The sequence below is a fragment of the Pseudomonas sp. MOIL14HWK12:I1 genome (genome assembly GCF_000510705.1).
Classification (GTDB): domain Bacteria; phylum Pseudomonadota; class Gammaproteobacteria; order Pseudomonadales; family Pseudomonadaceae; genus Chryseomonas; species Chryseomonas oryzihabitans.
This window is the reverse complement of record NZ_KI783307.1, coordinates 1,010,197-1,033,408: the sequence shown is the minus strand read 5'-3', so window position 1 is coordinate 1,033,408 and position 23,212 is coordinate 1,010,197. Positions and strand designations below refer to the sequence as shown.

Genomic DNA, 23,212 nt, shown 5'->3' with positions numbered 1-23,212 from the left:
TTCATTGACCAGCTGGAGGACCTGCTGATTAGATATATACCGATCGATACATATCTAAGGAGCCTAGCCGTGACCGCGACCCCCAACCCTGAACGCCTGCCAGTGGCCGCGCTGCTGGCGCTGGCGATGACCGGCTTCATCTGCATCATGACCGAGACGCTGCCGGCCGGCCTGCTCCCCGAAATCGCCCAGGGGCTCCAGGTCTCCAATGCCCTAGCCGGGCAGACGGTGACCGCCTATGCCGCCGGCTCGCTGACTGCCGCCATTCCCCTCACCCTGGCGACGGCGCGCTGGCGGCGCCGCCGGGTGCTGCTGGCGACCATCCTGGGCTTTCTGCTGTTCAACACCCTCACCGCGCTCTCCTCCAGCTATCCGCTGACCCTGGTCGCCCGCTTCGCCGCCGGGGCCGCGGCCGGCCTCGCCTGGAGTCTGCTGGCCGGCTATGCCCGGCGCCTGGTAGTGCCGCGCCTGCAAGGGCGGGCGATGGCCATCGCCATGCTCGGCACGCCGGTCGCCCTGTCGCTGGGCGTACCCCTGGGGACCTGGCTGGGCGGGCTGCTGGGCTGGCGGCTGGCCTTTGCCTGCATGTCCGCCCTCACCCTCGGCCTGATCGTCTGGGTGCTGGCCAAGGTGCCCGACTATCCGGGGCAGACCGAGGGCCAGCGCCTGCCGCTGCGCCAGGTGTTCGCCACGCCCGGCATTCGCGCCATCCTCGGCGTGGTCTTTACCTGGATGCTGGCCCACAACCTGCTCTACACCTATATCGCCCCCTTCCTCGCCCAGGCCGGGCTGGGCGATCAGGTCGATCGAGTGCTGCTGACCTTCGGGGCGGCGTCACTGGCGGGGATCTGGATCACCGGGCGGATCGTCGACCACAGCCTGCGGCGAGCGGTGTTGCTGAGTCTCCTCGGCTTCGCCGCGATCGCGCTGCTGCTGGGACTCAATCGTGACTCGGCGCCGCTGCAGTACCTGGGCGTCTTTGGCTGGGGCCTGACCTTTGGCGGTGCGGCCACCCTGCTGCAGACCGCCCTGGCGGATACCGCGGGGAGTGGCGCCGATGCTGCTCTGGCGATGAACGTGGTGACCTGGAACAGCGCCATCGCCGGGGGCGGCATCCTCGGCGGCCTGTTGCTGGACGGCATCGGCCCCCAGGCGCTGAGCTGGGCGGTGGTGGCGCTGTCACTGAGCGCCCTGGCCATCGCCGCCAGTGCCCGGAGCCACGGCTTTCCCGCCGGCACCCGGGCGAGCGGCTCAGCGGTCATGGGTCACTGACCCTGGGTGCGGGCGCCCTGCCCGCCTCCTCAGCCCTGGTGCGGCTGTGCCTCCAGGGTCTCGCCCTGGAAGAACGCCGGCGCGCGCCAGCGGGCGAACAGCATCAGCACCAGACCCAGTGCCAGGATCGTCACGGCGATGATGAACACCAGGCCGATGCCGCCGAGGTGGGAGCCGCTGCCGAAGTCCGGCGAGAGGCTGGCGATGGCGGTCTGCCAGAAGATCACCGAGAGGATGATGGCGCCCAGCAACGGGCAGAGGCCACGCAGCAGCGCATGGCGCAGGCTGTCGAACAGGCTGCGGCGGAAGTACCAGACGCAGGCGTAGGCGGTCAGCGAGTAGTAGAAGCAGATCATCATGCCCAGGGCGGTGATGGTGTCCGCGAGGACGTTGTCGCTCAGGGTGCGCATGACCACATAGAAGCCGCCGGTGGCGATGCCCGCGGCGATGGTGGCATAGCGCGGCGTGCGCGATCTCGGGCAGATGTGGGCGAAGCGCCGCGACACCGCGCCGTAGTACCCCATCGCCAGCAGGGTGCGTGCCGGGGAGATAAAGGTGGACTGCAGCGAGGCGGCGGTGCTGGCCAGCACCGCGATGGACATCAGGATCGCCAACGGTCCCATTACCGGACCGGCCAGGTGGGCGAAGACGTTTTCCTGGATCTCCGGATTGCCCAGGCCCAGGCCGGCTTCGCTGATGCCGGCGAATTGCAGGGTCGCCGCTGCGGTGAAGAGGTACAGCAGCAGGATCAGCAGCACCGTGACCGTGGCCGCCCGCCCCGGCACCTTCTGGCTGCCCACCGATTCCTCGCTCACCGTGAGGCAGACATCCCAGCCCCAGAAGATGAAGATCGACAGCGACAGACCCGCGGCGAAGGCGGAAAAGGACTCGACCTTGAAGGGGTTGAACCACTCCGGGTGGAAGACCACCGGCGCCGCCTCGGGCGCGGCATTGAAGGCCGCCAGGGAAAAGCCGATCAGTACCAGCAGCTGCAGGGCCACCAGACCATACTGGACGCTCATGGTCATGCCGATGCCGCGACAGCTGATCCAGACCGCGATGGCGATGAAGACGCAACAGGTGACGACGTTCACCAGCAGGTGCTGCGACAGCGCCGCCAGCTCCGCCCGGCCGCTCAGCTGGGCGAGGAACAGGTAGAAGAAGTCCACCGCCACCCCGGCGAGGTTGGACAGCACGATGGTGGTGGCCGTGACCAGGCCCCAGCCGCCGATCCAGCCGATCATGGGACCGAAGGCGCGGGTCGACCAGGTAAAGGAGGTGCCGCTGTCCGGATCGACCGCGTTCAGCTCGCGATACCCCAGGGCCACCAGCAGCATCGGCAGGAAGCCGACGATGAAGACCGCGGGCAGATAGACGCCCACCTCGCGCACGGTGGGGCCCAGGGCGCCGGTCAGGGTGTAGACGGGGGCGATGGTGGAGATGCCCAGCACCACGCAGGCGAGCAGCCCGAGGGAGCCGGCGGCCAGGCCCTTGGCGGACGGATCGGCCAGGGCGGCCGGCCCGGCGGTGTCCGAGCCGCCGGCCGGCGTGCCCTTGCGCTGTTCAGTCATAGGTCTCTGTCCTGCTGTTGGTCTTGTTATTCAGAGTGCGGCGTGTGCGGCAAGGTGCCTAGCGCGCGGCGGCATGGCGCTGGCAGGCGTCGCGGAACGCGTCCAGCAGCGCCAAGGATTCGGGGTTGTCGCGGAAATTCCACTCGGGATGCCACTGCACCCCGACGACGAAGCCCGGAGCATTGGCCAGGGATACCCCTTCCACCAGCCCATCCGGCGCCTGGGCCTCGATGCGCAGCCCGGGCGCCAGGCGCGCGATACCCTGGCTGTGCAGCGAATTAACCTGGAAGCTGGCCGGCAAGCCGAGGCGCTCGAACACTCCCCCAGGCGGCACGGTGACCGGGTGCGTGGGCGCGTACTGCTCGGCGAGCAGCTCGCTCTGGGGCTCGCGGTGATCGGCATGCCCGGGCAGCTCCTGGACGCGCTGATGCAGGCTGCCGCCCAGGGCCACGTTCAGCTCCTGAAAGCCGCGGCAGATGCAGAACACCGGAATGCCGCGGTCGATGGCCAGGCGCAGCAGCGGCAGGGTGTAGGCGTCGCGCGCGGCATCGTGGTGGGTGCCGGCGAGACTTGCCGGTCCCTGATAGTGATGGGGCTCGACATTGGAGGGCGAGCCGGTGAACAGCAGGCCGTCAAGGTGCGCCAGCAGCGCCTGCGGATCGCTCGGCACGCTGCGCGCCGGCAGCACCACCGGCACGCCGGCATGACCCGCCGCCTCGACGTACTTGTCGCCGACGGTATGGGAATCGTATCTGCCGAGCGTCTGCCGGCACGCCGTCACGCCGATGAGGGGCATAGGGGACATGGCTTATCTCCAGAGTGCCCGCCGGTACGCGGCGGGCGGACAGGGTCAGATACCGAGGCGATCGCGCAACTGGTAGTAGGTCGCGCCCAGAGCGGTGAAGGGCACGCGCAGGAGTTGCCCGCCCGGGAAGGGATAGTGCGGCAGGCCGGCGAAGGCATCGAAGCGCTCGGCCTGGCCGCGCAGGGCCTCGGCCAGTACCTTGCCGGCCAGGTGGGTGTAGGTGACGCCGTGACCGCTGCAGCCCTGGGAGTAGTAGATGTTGTCGCCGAGGCGGCCCACCTGGGGCAGGCGCGACAGCGTCAGCAGGAAGTTGCCGGTCCAGGTGAAATCGATCTTCACGCCCTTGAGTTGCGGAAAGGTCTGCAGCATCTTCGGCCGGATGATGGCCTCGATGTCCGCCGGATCCCGCGCGCCATAGACCACGCCCCCGCCGTAGATCAGCCGGCGATCGGCGCTGAGGCGGAAGTAGTCGAGGAGGTAGTTGCAGTCCTCGACGCAATAGTCCTGGGGCAGCAGGCTGCGCGCCAGCTCCTCGGACAGCGGCTCGGTGGTGAGCACCTGGGTGCCGCAGGGCATGGACTTGGCGGCCAGTTCCGGCACCAGCCCGCCCAGGTAGGCGTTGCCGGCGACCACCACGAAGCGCGCCTTCACCTGACCCTGAGCGGTATGCACCACGGGGTTGGCGCCGCGGTCGATGCGGGTGGCCGCGCTCTGCTCGTAGATCTTGCCGCCTAGGGACGCCACGGCCGCCGCCTCGCCCAGGGCCAGGTTGAGCGGGTGGATATGGCCGCCGCTCATGTCCAGCAGGCCACCCAGGTAGCGATCGGTGCCGACCACCTTGCCGATGCCGGCCTTGTCGAGCAGCTGCAGCTGGGTATGGCCGTAGCGCTCCCAAAGTTTCTGCTGGGCTTCCAGGTGACCGAGCTGCTTGCCGGTCAGGGCGGCGAAGACGCCACCGTCCTTGAGATCGCACTGGATGTCGTAGCGGGCGACGCGCTCGCGGATGATGCGGTTACCTTCGAAGGCCATCTCGCCCAGCAGTTGCGCCTGCCTGGGTGGCAGCTGGCGCTCGATGGTATCGATGTCGCGGCTGTAGCTGTTGACGATCTGGCCGCCATTGCGCCCGGAGGCGCCGAAGCCGACCCGCGCCGCTTCCAGCACCGTCACGCTGAAGCCGTGCTCCAGCAGGAACAGCGCGGTGGAAAGCCCGGTGTAACCGGCGCCGATGACGCAGACGTCGCTGTCGACACTGCCCTGGAGCACCGGGTATTCGGTGTGGATGTTGCGCGAAGCCGCGTAGTAACTGCCGACGTGTTGTTGCATGGTGAAATTCCTCTGCCTGCGGCTCCGGCGCGAACGCCCGGGCCGCCGCGCCTGTTCAGAGCTTGATCCAGGTCGCCTTGAGTTCGGTGTATTTGTCGAAGGCGTGCAGCGACTTGTCGCGTCCGTTGCCGGACTGCTTGAAGCCGCCGAAGGGCGCCGTCATGTCGCCGCCATCATACTGGTTGACCCAGACACTGCCCGCACGCAAGGCGCGGGCCACACGATGGGCGCGGGAGAGGTCGCTCGTCCAGACGGCGGCGGCCAGGCCATAGGGGGTGTCGTTGGCGATGCGCACGGCCTCCGCTTCGCCATCGAAGTCGATCACTGCCAGCACCGGGCCGAAGATTTCTTCCCGAGCGATGCGCATGGCGTTGTCCACGCCTTCGAAGATAGTCGGCGTGACGTAGCTGCCGCCGGTTTCGCTCAGGGCCCGCTCACCGCCGCTCACCAGTCGCGCCCCCTCGGCGCGGCCGGCCTCGATGAACTCCAGCACGGTGCGCAGATGGCCTTCGTCCACCAGGGCGCCGACGCGGGTATCGGGATTCAGGGCATGGCCGGGCGCCCACGCCTGCAGCGCCTCCGCCACCAGGGCCAGAAAGCGCGTCTTGATCGAGCGTTCGACCAGCAGCCGCGAGCCGGCGATGCACACCTCGCCCTGGTTGAAGGCGATGGCCGCGGCGGCTGCCTCGGCCGCGGCCCTGAGGTCCGGGGCGTCGGCGAAGACGATGTTGGGGCTCTTGCCACCCGCCTCCAGCCAGACGCGCTTCATGTTCGACTCGCCGGCATAGACCAGCAGCTGCTTGGCGATGCGGGTGGAACCGGTAAAGACCAGGGTATCGACGTCCGGGTGCAGCGCCAGCGCCTGACCGACGGTGTGGCCGTAGCCGGGCAGCACGTTGAACACGCCCGCCGGGATGCCGGCCTCCAGCGCCAGGGCAGCGATGCGAATGGCGGTCAGCGGCGACTTCTCGGACGGCTTGAGGATCACCGAGTTGCCGGTGGCCAGCGCCGGCCCCAGTTTCCAGCAGGCCATCATCAGCGGGAAGTTCCAGGGCACGATGGCCGCGACCACCCCGACCGGTTCGCGGGTCACCAGACCGAGCTGGTCGCGCGGCGTGGGCGCCACCTCGTCGTAGACCTTGTCGATGGCCTCGGCGCTCCAGCGGATGGCATTGGCCGCCGCCGGCACGTCGATGGCGAACGAATCGCTGATCGGCTTGCCCATGTCCAGGGTTTCCAGCAGGGCCAGCTCCTCGGCATGGGCCAGCAAGAGATCGGCGAAGGCGATCAGCACCCGCTTGCGCTGCGCCGGTGCCCGATGGGCCCAGTCGCCTCGCGCGAAACTCGCCCGCGCAGCCTGCACGGCGAGCTCGGCATCCTCGGCCATGCAACTGGCCACCCGGGCCAGCGGGCGACCATCCACCGGACTCAGGTCGGCGAAGGTCGCGCCGCCCTGGGCGGCCTGGTAGCGGCCGTCGATGAAGGCACGGGCTTCGATGGTCAACGCCTGGGCACGCTGCTCCCAGTCCTGTTGCGTCAGCACGGTCATGATCACGCCTCCTAGACGGTGTGCAGGTACCAGTTGTATTCGAGGTCGGAGATGGTGGTCTCGAACTCCTCCAGCTCGGCTTCCTTGCAGGCGACGAAGATGTCGATGTACTCGGGGCTGATGTACTGGTTCATCACCGCGCTGTCGTCCAGCCGGCGCAAGGCGTCGCGCAGGTTGTTGGGCAGGCTCTGTTCGAGCTGCTCATAGGAGTTGCCACTGACCGGGGCGCAGGGCTCCAGGCGCTGGGTCATGCCGTGGTGAATGCCGGCGAGGATCGAGGCCATCATCAGATAGGGATTGGCATCGGCCCCGGCGACCCGGTGTTCGATGCGGATCGCCTCGCTGCTGCCGGTGGGCACGCGCACCGCCACGGTGCGGTTGTCCAGGCCCCAGCTCGGCGCATTGGGCACATAGAACTGGGCGCCGAAGCGGCGATAGGAGTTGACGTTCGGGCAGAGGAAGGCCATCGACGCCGGCAGGGTTTCGAGAATGCCGGCGATGGCATGGCGCAGCGGCGCATGGTGCTCGGGATCGTCGGTGGCGAAGATGTTCTGCCCGGTCTGCTTGTCCAGCAGCGAGATGTGCACGTGCAGGCCGTTGCCCGCCTGGCCGGGATAGGGCTTGGCCATGAAGGTGGAATCCATCTCATGGTCGTAGGCGATGTTCTTGATCAGCCGCTTGAGCAGCACCGCGTAGTCGCAGGCCTTGATGGCGTCTTCGACGTGATGCAGATTGACCTCGAATTGCGCCGGCGCGGATTCCTTGACGATGGCATCGGCCGGTAGCCCCTGCTCCTTGGCGCCTTCCAGCATGTCCTGCAGGCAATCCACGTATTCGTCCAGGTCGTCGATCAGATAGACCTGGGTGGAGACCGGCCGCTTGCCGGAGATCGGCGAGCGCGGCGGCTGCGGCCGGCCGTTCACGTTCTCCTGGTCGATCAGATAGAACTCCAGTTCGAAGGCGGCGCAGATGGTCAGCCCCAGGTCGTCGAACTTCTTCACCACCCGGCGCAGCACCTCGCGCGGATCGGCGAAGAACGGCGAGCCGTCCTGTTCGTGCATGGTCATCAGCAGTTGCGCGGTCGGGCGCTTCTGCCAGGGTTCGTAGCTCAGGGTGCCGGGAATGGGAAAGCAGGTGCGATCGGCGTCGCCGATGTGCAGGCCCAGGCCGGTGCTTTCCACCGTGGAGCCGTTGATGTCCAGGGCGAACAGCGAAGCCGGCAGATTGATGCCGCGCTCATAGACCTTGGAGAGACTGGCCCGCTCGACGCGCTTGCCCCGGATGACGCCGTTCATGTCGGTGATCAACAGATCGACGTACTGGATCTCGGGGTGCTCCTTGAGAAAGCCGTTGGCTTCGGTGAGCTGGACGACGCGGGGGGATATCGAATTCATGGGAGGCATCCTTGACGCTGGCCCGCTTCGTTGTGCTTGCTCGTGCGGGTCTGGCAGCGTGGCTGTGGGCGGTGGTTGCTGCAGGCGCCGACCCTGTCTGCAAGGTCCGCCCTTCCACCTGATTGCCCTGGGGGGGGCCGGGCCAGTATAAATTGGCATGAGCGCAACCCATATCGGCGAATCGGCAAAGGAAGAATGCACCGATGCAATATCAGATAGGTCATGCCGATCTCAAGCTGATCCTCGCCCTGGTCCGCGGCAGGACCCTGGCCCGCGCGGCGGAACAGTTGCAGGTGGACGTCTCCACGGTCTTTCGCGCCATCCGCAAGCTCGAAGCCAATCTGCAGGTCGCGCTGTTCGACAAGACCCGCCGCGGCTACACCCCGACCCAGAGCGCCAAGGCCCTCGCCGAACAGGCCGAGCGCGCCGAACAGGCGCTGGATGCGGCGCGCATCGCCCTCACCCAGGGCGAGAACGTCATCAGCGGCACGGTCCGCCTGACCTGCACCGATGCCGTGCTGCGCAGCCTGCTGCTGCCCGGCCTCGCCGACCTCATGCCGCGCTATCCCGCGGTCGCCCTGGAAGTCGCCACCTCCAACACCTTCGCCAGCCTGAGCCGACGGGATGCGGACATCGCCCTGCGCCTGTCCAACGCCCCGCCCGAACACCTGATCGGCCGCCGGCTCGGCCGCAGTTCCTACTTCGTCTGCGGTCACGAGCGCTATCGCAGCGGTTACGGCCAGCTGGCCACCGAGCTGCCCTGGATCGCCCCGGACGACTCCCTCGCCGATCACGTCTCGGTCGCCTGGCTGAGACAGGCCTATCCCAGCCTCACTCCGCGCTATCGCTGCAGCAGCATGTCTTCGGTCGGCAGCCTGGTCGGCGCCGGCCTCGGTGTGGCCGCCCTCCCCGACTTTATGATCAGCAGCTTGGAAGGCGTCGAACGCCTGGGTCCGGCGCTGCCCGGTTGCGACACCGATATCTGGCTGCTAACCCGCCCGGACAATCTGTCGCTGCGCTCGGTGCAGATCCTCTTCGATGAGTTGGCGAATCTGTTGAAGGCGCGGATAGCGGATGTCTGTCAGGCCTGAAACGAAGCGTTCGTTCGTCCGTTTTGCTGCCAACTTGCCTAAAACTTTTGAAACACCACGTCCCACTTAAACAAACACCTAAAAAGGTTTTAACGAATTTTTCACGCATTCTTCACGAGCTTTTTGAAGATAAGGTCGCTAATGCGACCAAGAGCCCTCAAGCGCTCTTCCGACAACAAGAGTCAAGCACGCAAGGCGCTCTTTCCAAGTAGATCGTCGGCGACGAATTGCCTTAAAAAACAAGCGGGTTAGGCGATATCGATGGGCGTGAGGAACCTGTCCATGGAGACAACGATGAGCCGCCTGTTCGTCATCCCCGAGAATCCCGATCGTGACTGCCTGCTGCAGATCCACAGATTGCTGACGTTGAGAATCGATCAACTGCGCAATGTGGATATGGGCAGTCCGCAACTACAGGACATGCTCTTTCAGTTCGAAGCCCTGACGGCGGAAACTATCCAACTGGTGGAGGAAGTCGCAGTTCGACTTGCCACGGAAACAAGCTAGCTGACGACTGACAGTGCAAGTCCAGGCGGCGCGGCACTCTTAGGCGAAACGCCTCCTGGGGTTCCGCATCGCTGCCGGCAAATGCAGACCTTGGGTAACGTCGCCCTCAGGAAGAAGGCGCGCACGATCAGGCTCCGTCCAGCATGAGCGTCCATTCGCAGATCAAGAGCTGCCGGCTCGACTCCGTTCTCGAAAAGCTGAACGACACGACCGGCAGCCGGCAGCCACCCGCCTTCGCCAGCGCCCTGGCGCGGCGCCACCCCGCGAGGCGTCCGACGCTGTCCAGGCTGCTGGAGCGACTGCGCCGCACGGCTGGCTCGAGCACGTCCGGCGAGCGCGATGCCGAGCGGCGCCGAGCCCCCAATGAAGTCATCACCAAGCATCCAAGGCCAGACCGATGAAGAACGCCAAACTCGCCACGCTGCCCACGCAAACACTGATGCAGCGCCTGACGCCTGAACTGGACGGCTGGACCGTGCTGGTCAGCCCGACCTGCCCGGACGGCTCGATCTTCGCGCGCCTGTATTCGCGCGCCGACCGGCGCGCGATCGTCATCCCCTTCGACGTCCAGGCGATCGATAACGACAGCTATATCCGCGAGCGACTGGCGCTGGTGCGCGCCTCCCGCGTCTGAGCGGACCTCCGCGCAACCGGCCTCTCAGCCAGGGCGGCAGGGGCCGGTACTGCCCCGTACCACCAGCTCGAAGGGCAGCACCACCTCCCGACAGGGCGGTGGCGAACCGGCGAGGGTCTCCAGCAGCAGGGCGACCGCGCGCTGGCCGAAGGCCTCCGCGGGTTGGGCGATGGTGGTCAGCGGGGGATCGCTGTAGGCGGCGAAGGCGATGTCGTCGAAGCCTGCCAGGGACAGATCCTCGGGCACCCGCAGCCCGGCGCCGCGGAGGGTCTGGAGGGCGCCGATGGCCATCTCGTCGCTGCAGCAGAACAGCGCCGTCGGCCGCTCCGAAAGCTTCAACAGCGCCCGGGCCGCGGCGGCACCAGCGGCCAGGGTGAAATCACCCGGGTGCAGCAGGTCAGGGTCCAGCGGGACACCGGCCTGGTTGAGCGCCTCCTGATAACCCGCCAGGCGTTCCAGGGTCAGCGGACTGCGTTCCGGTCCCTTGATCAGGGCGATGCGCCTGTGACCGAGCGCCAGCAGGTGTTCGGTCAGGCAGCGGGCGGCGGCGCGATTGTCCAGCCGCACCTTGGGCCAGGCGTGCTCGGCGAGCACCTCGCAGGCATTCACCACCGGCGGTGCGTCGGGGTCCCCGGCGAAGGGATCGAAGGCGCGCAGCTGGATCACCCCATCCGCCTGCCGCGCATAGACCAGTTCGGCGTACTCGCGCTCGCGGGCCTCGTCGCCCGCGGTGTCGCACAGCAGCACCCGATACCCCGCCGCCTGGGCCGCCTGTTGGATCCCAGCGATGACGCGGGCGAAGAAGCTGTTGGCGATCAGCGGCACAAGCACCACCAGGTTGCCGGTGCGGCGCGAGCGAAACTGCACCGCCATCGCGTTGGGGCGGTAGTTGGCCGCGGTCACGGCGGCCTGCACCCGTTCGCGAGTCGCCGGCGCCACCACCTCGGGATTCTTCAGGGTACGCGAGACGGTCGCGACCGATACCCCGGCCAGTTCGGCGACCCTGCGGATATTGGACATGCGGCCTCGGTTGGCGTGGGAAAGGGTGCAACTGTGCGCAAAGCCCGGCGTGCGGGCAAGCCGTACATCCGCCGGGCGCTTGACTAACGATTGCCGCAGGCTCCAAATACCCGCAGATGTAACCGGTTACACTCAACACAATAACAAACCGAGGGTAAGAGGATGCAGGCTGAAACCGGCGGCAAGGTCCGTTACGGCATGATCGGTGGCGGCCAGGGCGCCTTCATCGGCGCGGCCCATCGGCGCGCCGCGGCCCTGGATGGCGCGCTCGAACTGGTCTGCGGCGCCTTCAGCCGTGATTTGGCCAACAACGAGGCGACCGGTCGCGAGCTGGGTCTGGCGCCCGAACGGGTCTATGCCTCCTGGGAGACCCTGCTGGCCAGCGAAGCCCGACTGCCCCCCGAGCAACGGGTCGAGTTGCTGGTGATCGTCACGCCCAACGATCTCCATGTGCCCATCGCCCAGGCGGCCCTGAGCGCCGGTTTCCACGTCTTTTCGGAAAAACCCGCCGGCATCTCCCTGGCCCAGGTGCAGCGCCTGGCGGACACGCTGGCCGCCCTGCCCCTGCGCTATGCGCTGGCCCACACCTACCTCGGCTATCCGCTGGTGTGGGAAGCCCGCGAGCGCGTCGCCCGCGGCGAGCTGGGGGCACTGCGCAAGATCCATGTGGAATACCCCCAGGGCTGGCTCGCCCAGGACCTGGCCGCCACCGGCAACCGGCAGGCGGCCTGGCGCGACGATCCGGCCCTCTCCGGCCCGGGCGGGTGCCTGGGCGACATCGGCACCCATGCCTTCAGCCTCGCCGAATTCATCGGCGGCCAGCCCATCACCCGCCTCAGCGCCCACCTGCGCAGCCACCTGCCCGGTCGGCGGCTGGACGACGATGTCATGGTGCTGTTCGAAACCGCCGCGGGCGCCAGCGGCAGCCTGCTGGCCAGCCAGGTCTGCATCGGCGAGGAGAATGGCCTGCGCATCCGCCTCTACGGTGAGCGCGGCAGTCTGGAGTGGCAGCAGCAGGCGCCCAACAGCCTGCTGCTGCGCAGCCTCGACCAACCGCCGCAGACCCTGCGCGCCGGCCTCGGTCTGCCCTGGCTGAGTGCCGGCACCCAGCAGCGCCTGCGCCTGCCCGCCGGGCACCCGGAGGGCTATCTCGAAGCCCTGGCCAATCTCTATCGCGAGCTGGCCGCGGCCATTCGCGATCCCGCCGATCCCGCGCCGGGCCTGCCCGGCATCACCACCGGCTGGCGCGGCCTGGCCTTTATCGAAACCGCCCTGGCCAGCCATCGGCGCCAGGGCGCCTGGACCCCCTTACCGACCCTAGGAGCCTGAACATGGCCGCCAACGCTCGTCCCGGCCTCAAGGGCCCGGCGATCTTTCTCGCCCAGTTTCTCGACGACAAGCCGCCCTTCGACACCCTGCCCAATCTGGCGCGCTGGGCGGCGGACCTCGGCTACCGCGGCATCCAGCTGCCGACGCTGGGCCCCCAGTGCCCGAATCTGGAACGCGCCGCCGCCAGCCAGGACTACTGTGACGAACTGCTCGGGCAATGCGCCGACGCCGGGGTGGCCATCAGCGAACTCTCCACCCACCTGCAGGGGCAACTGGTGGCCGTGCATCCGGCCTTCAGCGAGGCCTTCGACGGCTTCGCCCCGCCGGCGCTGCGCGGTCGTCCGGAGGAGCGCCAGGCCTGGGCGGTCAAGCAGCTCAAGCTGGCCGCCAAGGCCAGTCGCCGCCTCGGTCTCAAGGCGGTGGCGAGCTTTTCCGGTGCCCTGCTCTGGCCCTACGTCTATCCCTGGCCGCAGCGGCCCGCCGGCCTGGTGGACGAGGGCTTCACCGAACTGGCCCGGCGCTGGCGACCGATCCTCGACGTCTACGGCGAAGAAGGCATCGACCTCTGCTTCGAATTGCATCCGGGCGAGGACCTGCACGACGGCGCCACCTTCGAGCGCTTCCTGGCGGCCGTGGACGACCATCCCCGCGCGCGCATCCTCTATGACCCCAGCCATTTCGTCCTGCAGCAACTGGACTACCTGGGCTTCATCGACCGCTATCACGCGCGCATCGGCATGTTCCACGTCAAGGACGCGGAATTCCGTCCCGATGCCCGCAGCGGCGTCTATGGCGGCTACCAGGACTGGGCCGAGCGGCCGGGACGCTTCCGTTCCCTGGGCGATGGCCAGGTCGATTTCGGCGCCATCTTCAGCAAGCTCACCCAGTACGGCTTCGACGGCTGGGCGGTGCTGGAATGGGAGTGCTGCCTCAAGGACGCGGCCCAGGGCGCGGCCGAAGGAGCGCCCTTCATCCAGCGCCATCTGATCCAGCCGGCCACCCGCGCCTTCGACGACTTCGCCGGCAGCGACGCCGACCCGGCGCGCAATCGGCGGATGCTCGGCCTGGAGTAAGGATCCGCCTCGTTTTTTCGTCACATAACCCACAACAAGGAATCGACGATGAACGCACTTTCGCTACGCCTGAGCACCCTGATGTTCCTGCAGTTCTTTATCTGGGGCAGCTGGTTCGTCACCCTGGCGACCTTTCTCGGCAATACCCTGGGCGCCAATGGCGGCCAGATCGGCCAGGCCTTCGCCACCCAGTCCTGGGGCGCGATCCTGGCGCCCTTCGTGATCGGCCTGATCGCCGATCGCTACTTCAACGCCGAGCGCATCCTCGGCCTGCTGCACCTGGCCGGCGCGGTGCTGCTCTACCAGCTCTATGCGGCGGCCGACTTCACCACCTTCTATCCACTGGTACTGGCCTACATGCTCTGCTACATGCCGACCCTGGCGCTGGCCAACTCCGTGGCCTTCCGCCACCTGGCCGATCCAGCCCGGCAATTCGCCAGGATCCGGGTCTGGGGCACCCTGGGCTGGATTGCCGCCGGCCTGGCGATCAGCTTCGTCTTCGCCTGGGACAGCCGCAGCGGCATCGCCGCCGGGGCCCTGCGCAACACCTTCCTGCTCGGCGCCGCAGCTTCCCTCATCCTCGGTCTCTACAGCTTCAGCCTGCCGCGCACCGCGCCGCTGCCGGCCACCCGCGGCGGCCTGGGCGCGATGCTCGGCCTGGACGCCCTGCGCCTGCTCAAGGACCGCAGCTTCGCGGTGTTCTTTGCCGCCTCGGTGCTGATCTGCATTCCGCTGGCCTTCTACTACCAGAATACCAACCTCTTTCTCGCCGAACTGGGGGTGGCCAATCCCACCGGCATGATGACCCTCGGCCAGGTGTCGGAGGTGGGCTTCATGCTGCTGCTGCCGCTGTTCATCCGCCGCTTCGGCCTCAAGCGCACCCTGCTGGTGGGAATGCTGGCCTGGGCGGTGCGCTATGGCTGCTTCGCCCTGGGCGCCCAGGGTGACGCCCTCGCCTACCTGCTGCTGGGCATCGCCCTGCATGGCGTTTGCTATGACTTCTTCTTCGTTTCCGGGCAGATCTACACCGACGCCAAGGCCGGCGAGGCGAACAAGAGCGCGGCCCAGGGCCTGATCACCCTGGCCACCTATGGCGTGGGCATGCTGGTCGGCTTCCGGGTCGCCGGGATGGTCTCGGACCACTATGCCAGCGCCGCCGGCCATGACTGGCAGGGCATCTGGCTGTTCCCGGCGCTGTTCTCCCTGGGCGTGCTGCTGGCCTTCCTGGTTACCTTCCGCGACGCCCGCCCGGCACGCGCCGCGGCGGCTGCGCCCGTGCGCTAGGACATTGCGATCGGAGGCCCGACTCGACTTGGGTCGGGCCTCCGATCAGCGCCTTCCTCCCCGACGATCCAGCTGGACCCGTGGCGCAGGCGCTGCGCCTGCGGGTCTGCGCCTTGGGGCTATCTCTCCCGCGCCCTCCTCTGCAGCAAGGCCACGCTGGCCCGAGCGCCTGACCCTCCGGCGCCCATTGCCTGCCTTGGGCCATGAGGCTTTCACCAACCAGACCGCAGTCTGGCAAGACCAATTCGAAAAAATCCAATTGGTCTTGCCAGATATCCAGACTGGGGTGTAGCTTTTCCTGCCATGGATCTCACATAGGGCAGCGACCCTAGAACAACAACAAGAGAGAGCACCATGCTGGATACCCCATCGCCCCGCGGCGAAGGTGGCGGCCCCGTACCGGCTGCGCCCGCGCCCTGTCTGACGCTCGAAAACATCTCCAAGCGCTTTCCCGGCGTCGTGGCCCTCAACGATGTCAGCCTCAGCCTCTACCCGGGCGAGGTGCATGCCATCTGCGGCGAGAACGGCGCCGGCAAGTCCACCCTGATGAAAATCGTCAGCGGCCAGCAGCCGCCGGACGATGGGCGGATCCGCTACCTGGGCGAAGAGCGGCAGTTCAAGTCGGTATCGGAAGCCGAGCAGGTGGGCATCGCCATCATTCACCAGGAGCTCAACCTGGTACCCCACCTCACGGTGGCGGAAAACATCTTCCTGGCCCGAGAGCCGGTGCGCTTCGGCCTGATCGACAGGCGCAAGATGCAGGCGGACACCGAAGCCTGCCTGGCGCGCCTGGGCGTGGCCATCAGCCCCCGCGCGCCGGTCTCCAAGCTGTCGGTGGCCCAGCAGCAGATGGTGGAGATCGCCAAGGCGCTGTCGCTGGACGCCCGGGTGCTCATCCTCGACGAACCGACCTCCTCCCTGACCGAAAGCGAGACCCAGGCGCTGTTCAAGGTCATCCAGGACCTCAAGGCGCGCGGCGTCGGCATGCTCTACATCTCGCACCGGCTGGACGAGATGCGCCACATCGTCGACCGGGTGACCATCCTGCGCGACGGTCGCTACGTCTCCACCCAGCGCTTCGCCGAGACCAGTGTCGACGCCATCGTAGCGGGCATGGTCGGGCGCTCCCTCGACGAGAAATTTCCGCCACGCACCGCCGTGCCCACCGGCGAGGTGCTGCTGCGGGCGCGGGGCCTGACCCGCAAGGGGGTCTTCCAGGACATCAGCTTCGAGCTGCGCCGCGGCGAGATCCTCGGCTTCGCCGGCCTCATGGGCGCCGGCCGCACCGAGATCGCCCGGGCGATCTTTGGCGCCGACCGGCTGGATGCCGGCGAGGTGGAGATCAACGGCCGCGCGGTCACCATCCGCAGTCCGCGCGACGGGATCGATGAAGGCATCGCCTACCTGTCCGAGGATCGCAAGAAGGACGGCCTGGCGGTCAAGATGACCCTGGCGCACAACCTGACCCTGGCCAATCTGGACGCCCTCTGCGGGCCGCTGGGGTTCATCCGCTTCGGCGAGGAGGCGCGGGTCGCCCAGGACTACGTGCGGCGGCTGGACATCCGCACGCCCTCGATCGACAAGGTCACCCGCTATCTCTCGGGCGGCAACCAGCAAAAGATCATCATCGGCAAATGGCTGTTCCGCGACGCCCGGATCATGTTCTTCGACGAGCCCACCCGGGGTATCGACGTCGGCGCCAAGTACGCCATCTACGAAATGATGGACCAGCTGGCGGCCCAGGGCATCGGCGTCGTCCTGATCAGTTCGGAGCTGCCGGAATTGCTCGGCATGAGCGATCGGATCCTGGTCTTTCACGAAGGTCGCCTGACCGGCGACGTCGAGACCCGGGCCACCTCCCAGGACCAGATCATGCACTACGCCTCCGGCTGCACGTCGCACTGACGGCAGCTCGCCCACGCGTGTCGAGCGAGACAGAGAAATGACCGAAAAACAAAAAGAATTCCTGCAGAAGTTTGGCGCCCTGGTCAGCCTGCTGGCGCTGATCGCGGTGTTTTCCTCCATGAGCAGCGCCTTCCTGACCATGGGCAATGGCATGAGCGTGGCCTTGCAGGTCACCTCCATCGCCTTTCTCGGCCTCGGCGCGACGGCGGTGATCATCACCGGCGGCATCGACCTCTCGGTGGGCTCGGTGCTGGCCCTGGCCGGCGTGGCCAACGCCATGGCGGTCAAGGCCGGCGCCTCCATCGAGGTGGGCATCCTGGTCGGCCTGATCGTCGGCGGGATCTGCGGCGCGATCAACGGGCTGTTCGTGACCCTGGTCAAGCTGCCGCCCTTCATCGCCACCCTGGGCATGATGCTGGTGGCCCGCGGCCTGGCGCTGAGACTGACCGATGCCCAGCCCATCTCCGGCCTCGGCGCCGCCTTCGGCGTGCTCGGCAACGGCACCCTGGGGCGCATCGAACGCATCGGCGACGACGGCTTTCCCAACGTGATCTTTCCCGGCATCCCCTACCCGGTGATCATCATGATCGTACTGGCCATCGCCCTGTGGCTGGTGCTCAGCCGCACCCGCCTGGGCCGCCACATCTATGCCGTGGGCTCGAACGCCGAAGCGGCCCGGCTCTCCGGGGTCAAGGTGCGCGCGGTCACCCTCTTCACCTATGTGCTGTCCGGTGTGCTGGCGGGCCTGACCGGCGCGGTGTTGATGTCACGCCTGGTCACCGCCCAGCCCAACGAAGGGGTGATGTACGAACTGGACGCCATCGCCAGCGCGGTGATCGGCGGCACCTCCCTTTCCGGTGGCATCGGCAGCGTGTCGGGCACCCTGATCGGCGCCTTCACCATCGGTGTCTTGCGCAACGGCCTCAACATGCTCGGCGTCTCCAGCTTCACCCAGCAGATCATCATCGGCCTGGTGATCCTGCTGACCGTCTGTATCGACCAGCTCCGCAACCGCAAGAAGTGAACCCTCGATAACAACAACAAGGAACGACCGATGAAAAACTTCAAGAAAGTGGTCCTGGGTGTCGCCCTCTCCGCCGCGACTTCCCTGGCGCTGGCCGGTAACGGCGAAATCGCCGTCATCGTCAAGAGTGCCAACTCCAACTACTGGCAGAACGTGCAGAAGGGCGTGCAGGAAACGGCCAAGCAGCACGCCAACTACAAGGTCACCTTCCAGGGACCGGCGTCGGAATCGGCGATCGCGGACGAGGTGAACATGGTGGTCAACGCCGTCAACCGTGGCGTCTCAGGCATCGTGCTGGCGCCGTCCGACCCCGATGCCCTGGTCCCGGCCATCAAGCAGGCCTGGGAAGCCCATATCCCGGTGGTGCTGATCGACTCCTCGGTGGCGGAAAGCGGCGCGCCCTACTACCAGTCCTTTCTCTCCACCGACAACAACAAGGCCGGCGAGCTGTCCGCCCAGCGCATGATCGAAAAGGTCGGCAAGACCGGCAAGATCGCCATCATGTCCTATGTGCCGGGCACCGGTTCGGAAGTGGGCCGGGTCGGCGGCTTCCGCAAGTACCTGGAGCAGCATTCGCAGCTGACCGTGGTGGGCCCCTTCTATTCCCAGTCGCAGATGGCCAACGCCCTCAACCAGACCACCGACGTCCTGGCCTCCAATCCCGACCTCAAGGGCATCTACGGCGCCAACGAACCCACCGCGGTCGGCATGGCGCGGGCCATCGCCCAGTCCGGCAAGGCCGGCAAGCTGCAGGCCATCGGCTTCGACGGCAACGAAGACCTGCAGGGCTTCGTCCGCGACGGCACCCTGGACGCCATCGTGGTGCAGAGTTCCTATCGCATGGGCCTGGAATCGGTCGCCACGGTGATCAAGGTCATCGAGAAGCAGAAGGTGCCCAAGTTCATCGACACCGGCGTCCTGCTCATTGACAAGGCCAACCTGGACAGCCCTGACGCACGCAACGTGCTCTATTGAGCGGAGGCCTGGCGATGAATCTCTCCGAACGGCGTCCCCTGGCGAAAAGCCCGCTGGCCCTGCCGGTGCTCGGGCTCGGTTGCTCCCAGCTGGGCGGGCTGTACCGGGACATGCCGCTGCAGCAGGCCGTCGACACCCTGGCCGGCGCCTGGCAGCAGGGCATCCGCTATTTCGACACGGCGCCCTTCTATGGCTATGGCCGCTCGGAGCATCGCCTCGGGGCCTTTCTCGACGAACAGCCACGGGATGACTTCGTGCTCAGCAGCAAGGTGGGCCGGCTGCTCGCGTCCAACGGCAGCGAGCGCGCCAACGGCGACGGCTGGGAACGGCCGCTGCCCTTCAAGCCGGTCTACGACTACCGCTACGACGCCATCCTGAGGTCCCACGAAGACAGCCTGCAGCGACTGGGGCTGGCGCGGATCGACATCCTCTATGTGCACGACATCGGCCGCCGCACCCACGGCGAGCGGCACGACCTCCACTGGCAGGCGCTGACCCGGGGCGGCGGTTTCCGCGCCCTGGAAGAACTGCGCAGCAGTGGCCAGATCCAGGCCATCGGCCTGGGCGTCAACGAATGGGAGGTGGTGGTCGACAGCCTCGAGGAGTGCCCGCTGGACTGCACGCTGCTGGCCGGTCGCTACACCCTGCTGGAACAGGAAGGCCTGAAACCCTTGCTCGATCGCTGCCGGGCCCAGGGCCACGCCATCGTCGCCGGCGGGGTCTTCAACTCCGGGATCCTCGCCGGTGGCCAGCACTTCGACTATGGCGCGGCGCCGCCGGCGGTGGTCGCCAAGGTGCGAGCGCTGCAGGAGGTCTGCCGCGACTTCGCGATCCCTCTGGCCGCCGCCGCCCTGCAATTTCCCCTGGCCCATCCGGCGGTCGCCTCGGCGGTCATCGGCGCACGCAGCGCCGAGCAGGTCGCCAGCAACCTGGCCTGGCTGCAGACGCCGATTCCGGCGGAGTTCTGGAGCACCCTCAAGCAGCGCGGCCTGCTGGACGCCGACGCTCCCGTGGCGGGAGCCCCGGCATGAAGCCGCACCGCCCTTTCCACCCGCCTCTGTGGCGACGGACGCTCGCCGCCCTGAATCCAACGTGCATCCCGATGCGATGCGGAGTCTTCCTATGCTGACCGTCATCTGTGAAAAACCCGGCCTGCTGGTCTCGCGCGATACGCCCAAGCCTGCCCGAGGCGAAGGCGAAACCCTGATCCGCATCCGCCGGGTCGGCGTTTGCGGCACCGACCTGCACATCTACGAAGGCAACCAGCCCTATCTGGAATACCCACGGGTGATGGGCCACGAGATTTCCGGCGTCGTCGAGGAAACCGACGACAGCGGGCGCCTGCAGGCCGGGGATATCGTCTACGTGGTGCCCTATCTGTCCTGCGGCCAGTGCATCGCCTGCCGCCAGGGCAAGACCAACTGCTGCACCAGGATCGCGGTGCTGGGCGTGCATCGCGACGGCGCCCTCACCGAATACCTCAGCCTGCCCGACCGCTTCGTCTTCAAGGCCGAGGGCCTCAGCCTCGACCAGGCGGCCATGGTGGAATTTCTCGCCATCGGCGCCCATGCCGTGCGCCGCTCGGGCCTGGGCCAGGCCCAGCGCGTGCTGGTGGTGGGCGCCGGTCCGATCGGCATGGCCGCGGCCATCTTCGCCGGTATCGCCGGGGCCCAGGTCACCGTCCTCGACACCCGCACCGATCGCCTGGCGTTCTGTCGCCAGCATTTGAAGGTCGCCGCCACGGTCACCGTCGGTGACGGCGACAAGGACGAACTGGCGCGGCTGACCGATGGCGAATTCTTCGATGTGGTGTTCGACGCCACCGGCAACGCCCGCGCCATCGAGCGGGGTTTCGAATTCGTCGCCCATGCCGGCAGCTATGTGCTGATCTCGGTGGTCAAGGACCACATCCGCTTCGCCGACCCCGAATTCCACAAGCGCGAGACCACCCTGCTCGGCAGTCGCAACGCCACCGCCGAGGACTTCCAGCACGTCGAGCGCTGCCTGCGCGAAGGCCTGATCCCGGACCAGGCGCTCAATACCCATCGCCTGCAACTGGCCGAGTTGCCCACCCGCTTCGCCGAGCTGCTGGACCCGGCCCGCGGTGTCGTCAAAGCCATCGTCGAAATCTAACGGGCCTGACCTGGCCGAGGAGCGAGACCATGACACGCTACTGCCTGTTGCTGGACCTGCGGGACGACCCCGAACTCATCGCCGAATACGAACGCCAGCACGCGGCGGTCTGGCCCGAGGTCATCGCCCATCTGCGCGAAGCCGGCGTCGCCAACATGACCATTTGGCGCCTCGGCTGCCGCCTGACCATGCTGCTCGAGGCGGGGCCGGACTTCTCCTTCGCCCGCATGCAGGAGCTGGAACAGCGCAATCCGAAGGTCCAGGAATGGGAAACCCTGATGGCGCGCTATCAGCTGTCCTCGCCGGAGGCGGGATCGGAAAAGTGGCAGCTGGCGACCCCGCTGTTCGAACTGGCGGCCCTGCCCTAGGTCGCTGGCGCCGATCCGGGTAGCCCATGAGATACTGAAGCCCTTGAAGATGCAGGTTTCATCGATGACGCTGCCCACTGCCACCACCGAAAGAAAGCTCTACCAGAAGATCGCGGACCGCCTGCGCCAGCACATCCGCGAGGGCGCCATCGAAGCCGGCACCCGCCTGCCCCCGGAGCGCGACCTGGCGCAGTTGCTGGGCGTCTCCCGGCCGTCGCTGCGCGAAGCCCTGATTGCCCTGGAGATCGAAGGCAGCATCGAGGTCCGCCAGGGCTCCGGCATCTATGTGAACGCGGCCCTGCTGAACAACGGCGCGCGGACCTCCACCCTCGGCGAGAGTCCTTCGGAGCTGATGCACGCCCGGGCGATCATCGAAGGCGCGGCCATCGTGCTGGCCTGCTCCCTGGGCGGTAAGGCCGACTATCGCTACCTGGCGAAGTGCATCCAGAACATGAGCGACAAGATCGCCCAGGGGCTGTCGCCCATGGAGGACGATCGCAAGTTCCACTGCCGCCTGGCCCGGATGAGCGGCAACTCCACGCTGGTGCGCATCATCACCTCACTGTTCGACGAGCGCCACAGCCCCATCTCCACCCATGTCGCCGAGCAGACCGAAAGCCAGAAGACCTGGGGCGTCGCGGTGGCCGAGCACGAGGCCATCCTGCGCGCCGTGGAAGCCCGCGACCTGATCGGCGCCCAGACCGCCATGCGCCACCACCTGCTCTGCTCGGAAGCGCGCTGGCTGGAGGGGTTCGCGTCCAGCGAGGAGTGAGGAGGAAGCACGACCGCCAGGACATCCGTCGCTGCCATTGGCACGCCTCCCGGGCGCTTCGTCTACTGGCCTCGCCGAATGCCCGGGCGGAGCACTACGCTCGGCAACGCCTTTGCCGCTAGACTGCAGCCTCCCCTCGCAGATCAGAGCCGCTCGATGCTGCCATCCGACAAGACTCGGCTACCGACACCCACCTCCCTGGAGAGTCGGATCAAGGCACGCTACGAACAGATGTCGGTCGTGGAGCAGAAGCTATCCGACGTGATCCTGGCCGCCCCTGGCCAGCTCGCCATGCAAACGGCGACGGAGCTGGCTACCCGTGCCGGCGTCTCCAAGGCCACCGCCACTCGCTTCTTCCGGACGCTGGGCTATGCCTCCTACGACGAAGCCCGGCGCCAGGCCCGAGTGCTGCGTGGAGAGGGCTCACCGCTCTATCTGCAGGATCGCGGCGCCACCGAACGCACGGTGGATGACCTCCTGCAGCATCATCTGGAGCAGGAACTGGCCAACGTCCGGCAGACCTACCAGTCGCTGAACAGGGACGAACTCTTTGCTGCCGTGCACGCCATCGTGGGTGCCCGGCGGGTGGTCATCATCGGCTTTCGGCATAGCCAGACCATCGCCCACATGGTCCGCAGCCACCTGATCCAGGTTCGCGGCGACATCCTGCTGCTGCCCTCGCCCGGCGATAGCCTGGCCGAATATCTCGCAGGCCTGGGGCCAGACGATGTGGCCATCTGCATCGGGCTGCGGCGACGGATGCCGCAACTCGAGAAGACCATGGTCGTGATGGGCCAGCTGGGGGTCCGCATGCTCTACCTGGCCGATGTCCTGGCCGGCAGCCCCGCACAACTGGCGACCTGGGTGATCCGCTGCCACACCGAAAGCACCCTGATGTTCGACAGCAACAGCAGCGTCTCGGCCATGACCAATCTGCTCTGCTCCCTGGTCGGCAAGGAACTGACGGCCCGCAAGACCTCCCACCTGGAAACTGCCGAGCGTCTGCACCAGCAGCTGGAAGAGCTGGATAACCCACGCTGACGCACCATTTCAATTCGTCATGCACCGGATCAAGGCAACGGATCAGACGTGCGCCCAGGCATCAGAAACATAAATTTCAAATATAAATTACAAGAAACATTAGTTTCTTCAACAGGTTGCGGCAGTCGCTCCGCCGCTCGGC

General features: G+C 67.1%; 22 protein-coding genes. 16 read left to right on the top strand and 6 right to left on the bottom strand.

Annotation, left to right across the window (positions count from 1 at the left end; genetic code table 11):
* Positions 1-126: 126 nt before the first annotated feature.
* Entirely contained in the window at positions 127-1,272 is a 1,146-nt protein-coding gene (locus PSEK12I1_RS0114800; protein WP_177323762.1) for an MFS transporter, read from the top strand.
* A 29-nt stretch (positions 1,273-1,301) separates the two neighbouring features.
* On the opposite strand, the gene PSEK12I1_RS0114795 is transcribed toward PSEK12I1_RS0114800, so the two are convergent.
* From PSEK12I1_RS0114795 to PSEK12I1_RS0114775, 5 genes are read right to left on the bottom strand one after another with little or no spacing between them, the layout of a single operon-like run.
* Positions 1,302-2,843, bottom strand: coding sequence for an APC family permease (locus tag PSEK12I1_RS0114795; RefSeq protein WP_027602033.1), 1,542 nt, complete (start codon positions 2,841-2,843; stop codon positions 1,302-1,304).
* A 58-nt stretch (positions 2,844-2,901) separates the two neighbouring features.
* Positions 2,902-3,648 carry a gamma-glutamyl-gamma-aminobutyrate hydrolase family protein gene (locus tag PSEK12I1_RS0114790; RefSeq protein WP_027602032.1) on the bottom strand — a complete coding sequence of 249 codons (747 nt, stop codon included), beginning with the start codon at positions 3,646-3,648 and terminating at the stop codon, positions 2,902-2,904.
* Positions 3,649-3,693: 45 nt separating this feature from the next.
* Positions 3,694-4,971, bottom strand: coding sequence for an FAD-binding oxidoreductase (locus PSEK12I1_RS0114785; protein ID WP_027602031.1), 1,278 nt, complete (start codon positions 4,969-4,971; stop codon positions 3,694-3,696).
* Between the two features lie 55 nt (positions 4,972-5,026).
* The gene (locus PSEK12I1_RS0114780; protein WP_027602030.1) at positions 5,027-6,520 is read right to left on the bottom strand and encodes an aldehyde dehydrogenase; all 1,494 of its coding nucleotides are present in this window, start codon (positions 6,518-6,520) and stop codon (positions 5,027-5,029) included.
* An 11-nt stretch (positions 6,521-6,531) separates the two neighbouring features.
* The gene (locus PSEK12I1_RS0114775) at positions 6,532-7,914 is read right to left on the bottom strand and encodes a glutamine synthetase family protein (protein WP_027599688.1); all 1,383 of its coding nucleotides are present in this window, start codon (positions 7,912-7,914) and stop codon (positions 6,532-6,534) included.
* A 203-nt stretch (positions 7,915-8,117) separates the two neighbouring features.
* Between PSEK12I1_RS0114775 and PSEK12I1_RS0114770 the strand changes: the two genes are divergently transcribed.
* From PSEK12I1_RS0114770 to PSEK12I1_RS0114755, 4 genes are all read left to right on the top strand, one after another.
* On the top strand, positions 8,118-9,005 hold the full coding sequence (locus PSEK12I1_RS0114770; RefSeq protein WP_027602029.1) for a LysR family transcriptional regulator: 888 nt from the start codon (positions 8,118-8,120) through the stop codon (positions 9,003-9,005).
* A 294-nt stretch (positions 9,006-9,299) separates the two neighbouring features.
* The gene (locus PSEK12I1_RS0114765; protein ID WP_169742406.1) at positions 9,300-9,512 is read left to right on the top strand and encodes a hypothetical protein; all 213 of its coding nucleotides are present in this window, start codon (positions 9,300-9,302) and stop codon (positions 9,510-9,512) included.
* A gap of 143 nt (positions 9,513-9,655) precedes the next feature.
* Positions 9,656-9,913, top strand: a complete 258-nt coding sequence (locus PSEK12I1_RS0114760) for a hypothetical protein (protein WP_027602027.1) — start codon at positions 9,656-9,658, stop codon at positions 9,911-9,913.
* Positions 9,910-10,146, top strand: coding sequence for a hypothetical protein (locus tag PSEK12I1_RS0114755; protein ID WP_027602026.1), 237 nt, complete (start codon positions 9,910-9,912; stop codon positions 10,144-10,146). The genes PSEK12I1_RS0114760 and PSEK12I1_RS0114755 overlap by 4 nt, the downstream gene beginning before the upstream one ends.
* Positions 10,147-10,170: 24 nt before the next feature.
* On the opposite strand, the gene PSEK12I1_RS0114750 is transcribed toward PSEK12I1_RS0114755, so the two are convergent.
* Entirely contained in the window at positions 10,171-11,166 is a 996-nt protein-coding gene (locus PSEK12I1_RS0114750; protein WP_027602025.1) for a LacI family DNA-binding transcriptional regulator, read from the bottom strand.
* Between the two features lie 162 nt (positions 11,167-11,328).
* Here PSEK12I1_RS0114750 and PSEK12I1_RS0114745 point away from each other — a divergent pair, with 162 nt between their 5' ends.
* From PSEK12I1_RS0114745 to PSEK12I1_RS0114695, 11 genes are all read left to right on the top strand, one after another.
* A complete protein-coding gene (locus tag PSEK12I1_RS0114745; protein ID WP_027602024.1) occupies positions 11,329-12,495 on the top strand; it encodes a Gfo/Idh/MocA family protein in 1,167 nt (388 codons plus the stop codon).
* Positions 12,496-12,497: 2 nt separating this feature from the next.
* Entirely contained in the window at positions 12,498-13,568 is a 1,071-nt protein-coding gene (locus PSEK12I1_RS0114740) for a sugar phosphate isomerase/epimerase (RefSeq protein ID WP_027602023.1), read from the top strand.
* A gap of 48 nt (positions 13,569-13,616) precedes the next feature.
* Positions 13,617-14,852 carry a nucleoside permease gene (locus PSEK12I1_RS0114735; protein ID WP_027602022.1) on the top strand — a complete coding sequence of 412 codons (1,236 nt, stop codon included), beginning with the start codon at positions 13,617-13,619 and terminating at the stop codon, positions 14,850-14,852.
* Between the two features lie 354 nt (positions 14,853-15,206).
* Positions 15,207-16,757 carry a sugar ABC transporter ATP-binding protein gene (locus PSEK12I1_RS0114730; protein WP_027602021.1) on the top strand — a complete coding sequence of 517 codons (1,551 nt, stop codon included), beginning with the start codon at positions 15,207-15,209 and terminating at the stop codon, positions 16,755-16,757.
* Between the two features lie 37 nt (positions 16,758-16,794).
* The gene (locus tag PSEK12I1_RS0114725) at positions 16,795-17,781 is read left to right on the top strand and encodes an ABC transporter permease (protein ID WP_027602020.1); all 987 of its coding nucleotides are present in this window, start codon (positions 16,795-16,797) and stop codon (positions 17,779-17,781) included.
* Between the two features lie 30 nt (positions 17,782-17,811).
* Positions 17,812-18,756, top strand: coding sequence for an ABC transporter substrate-binding protein (locus PSEK12I1_RS0114720; protein WP_027599699.1), 945 nt, complete (start codon positions 17,812-17,814; stop codon positions 18,754-18,756).
* Positions 18,757-18,770: 14 nt separating this feature from the next.
* Positions 18,771-19,787, top strand: coding sequence for an aldo/keto reductase (locus PSEK12I1_RS0114715; protein ID WP_027602019.1), 1,017 nt, complete (start codon positions 18,771-18,773; stop codon positions 19,785-19,787).
* Between the two features lie 91 nt (positions 19,788-19,878).
* A complete protein-coding gene (locus PSEK12I1_RS0114710) occupies positions 19,879-20,889 on the top strand; it encodes a zinc-binding alcohol dehydrogenase family protein (protein WP_027602018.1) in 1,011 nt (336 codons plus the stop codon).
* 29 nt (positions 20,890-20,918) lie between these two features.
* Positions 20,919-21,257: an L-rhamnose mutarotase gene (locus PSEK12I1_RS0114705; protein WP_027602017.1), complete on the top strand. Its 339-nt coding sequence runs from the start codon at positions 20,919-20,921 to the stop codon at positions 21,255-21,257.
* A 64-nt stretch (positions 21,258-21,321) separates the two neighbouring features.
* Positions 21,322-22,029 (top strand): FadR/GntR family transcriptional regulator, encoded by a 708-nt coding sequence (locus PSEK12I1_RS0114700; protein ID WP_027599703.1) that lies wholly within the window; start codon positions 21,322-21,324, stop codon positions 22,027-22,029.
* A 156-nt stretch (positions 22,030-22,185) separates the two neighbouring features.
* A complete protein-coding gene (locus PSEK12I1_RS0114695) occupies positions 22,186-23,070 on the top strand; it encodes a MurR/RpiR family transcriptional regulator (RefSeq protein ID WP_051399121.1) in 885 nt (294 codons plus the stop codon).
* The last annotated feature ends 142 nt before the right edge of the window (positions 23,071-23,212 follow it).

What these genes read in the sequence shown, in the direction of transcription:
- PSEK12I1_RS0114800 (WP_177323762.1), top strand. Translation starts at nt 127, where the DNA reads ATGACCGGCTTCATCTGCATCATGACCGAGACGCTGCCGGCCGGCCTG.
- PSEK12I1_RS0114795 (WP_027602033.1), bottom strand. Translation starts at nt 2,843, where the DNA reads ATGACTGAACAGCGCAAGGGCACGCCGGCCGGCGGCTCGGACACCGCC.
- PSEK12I1_RS0114790 (WP_027602032.1), bottom strand. Translation starts at nt 3,648, where the DNA reads ATGTCCCCTATGCCCCTCATCGGCGTGACGGCGTGCCGGCAGACGCTC.
- PSEK12I1_RS0114785 (WP_027602031.1), bottom strand. Translation starts at nt 4,971, where the DNA reads ATGCAACAACACGTCGGCAGTTACTACGCGGCTTCGCGCAACATCCAC.
- PSEK12I1_RS0114780 (WP_027602030.1), bottom strand. Translation starts at nt 6,520, where the DNA reads ATGACCGTGCTGACGCAACAGGACTGGGAGCAGCGTGCCCAGGCGTTG.
- PSEK12I1_RS0114775 (WP_027599688.1), bottom strand. Translation starts at nt 7,914, where the DNA reads ATGAATTCGATATCCCCCCGCGTCGTCCAGCTCACCGAAGCCAACGGC.
- PSEK12I1_RS0114770 (WP_027602029.1), top strand. Translation starts at nt 8,118, where the DNA reads ATGCAATATCAGATAGGTCATGCCGATCTCAAGCTGATCCTCGCCCTG.
- PSEK12I1_RS0114765 (WP_169742406.1), top strand. Translation starts at nt 9,300, where the DNA reads ATGAGCCGCCTGTTCGTCATCCCCGAGAATCCCGATCGTGACTGCCTG.
- PSEK12I1_RS0114760 (WP_027602027.1), top strand. Translation starts at nt 9,656, where the DNA reads ATGAGCGTCCATTCGCAGATCAAGAGCTGCCGGCTCGACTCCGTTCTC.
- PSEK12I1_RS0114755 (WP_027602026.1), top strand. Translation starts at nt 9,910, where the DNA reads ATGAAGAACGCCAAACTCGCCACGCTGCCCACGCAAACACTGATGCAG.
- PSEK12I1_RS0114750 (WP_027602025.1), bottom strand. Translation starts at nt 11,166, where the DNA reads ATGTCCAATATCCGCAGGGTCGCCGAACTGGCCGGGGTATCGGTCGCG.
- PSEK12I1_RS0114745 (WP_027602024.1), top strand. Translation starts at nt 11,329, where the DNA reads ATGCAGGCTGAAACCGGCGGCAAGGTCCGTTACGGCATGATCGGTGGC.
- PSEK12I1_RS0114740 (WP_027602023.1), top strand. Translation starts at nt 12,498, where the DNA reads ATGGCCGCCAACGCTCGTCCCGGCCTCAAGGGCCCGGCGATCTTTCTC.
- PSEK12I1_RS0114735 (WP_027602022.1), top strand. Translation starts at nt 13,617, where the DNA reads ATGAACGCACTTTCGCTACGCCTGAGCACCCTGATGTTCCTGCAGTTC.
- PSEK12I1_RS0114730 (WP_027602021.1), top strand. Translation starts at nt 15,207, where the DNA reads ATGCTGGATACCCCATCGCCCCGCGGCGAAGGTGGCGGCCCCGTACCG.
- PSEK12I1_RS0114725 (WP_027602020.1), top strand. Translation starts at nt 16,795, where the DNA reads ATGACCGAAAAACAAAAAGAATTCCTGCAGAAGTTTGGCGCCCTGGTC.
- PSEK12I1_RS0114720 (WP_027599699.1), top strand. Translation starts at nt 17,812, where the DNA reads ATGAAAAACTTCAAGAAAGTGGTCCTGGGTGTCGCCCTCTCCGCCGCG.
- PSEK12I1_RS0114715 (WP_027602019.1), top strand. Translation starts at nt 18,771, where the DNA reads ATGAATCTCTCCGAACGGCGTCCCCTGGCGAAAAGCCCGCTGGCCCTG.
- PSEK12I1_RS0114710 (WP_027602018.1), top strand. Translation starts at nt 19,879, where the DNA reads ATGCTGACCGTCATCTGTGAAAAACCCGGCCTGCTGGTCTCGCGCGAT.
- PSEK12I1_RS0114705 (WP_027602017.1), top strand. Translation starts at nt 20,919, where the DNA reads ATGACACGCTACTGCCTGTTGCTGGACCTGCGGGACGACCCCGAACTC.
- PSEK12I1_RS0114700 (WP_027599703.1), top strand. Translation starts at nt 21,322, where the DNA reads ATGACGCTGCCCACTGCCACCACCGAAAGAAAGCTCTACCAGAAGATC.
- PSEK12I1_RS0114695 (WP_051399121.1), top strand. Translation starts at nt 22,186, where the DNA reads ATGCTGCCATCCGACAAGACTCGGCTACCGACACCCACCTCCCTGGAG.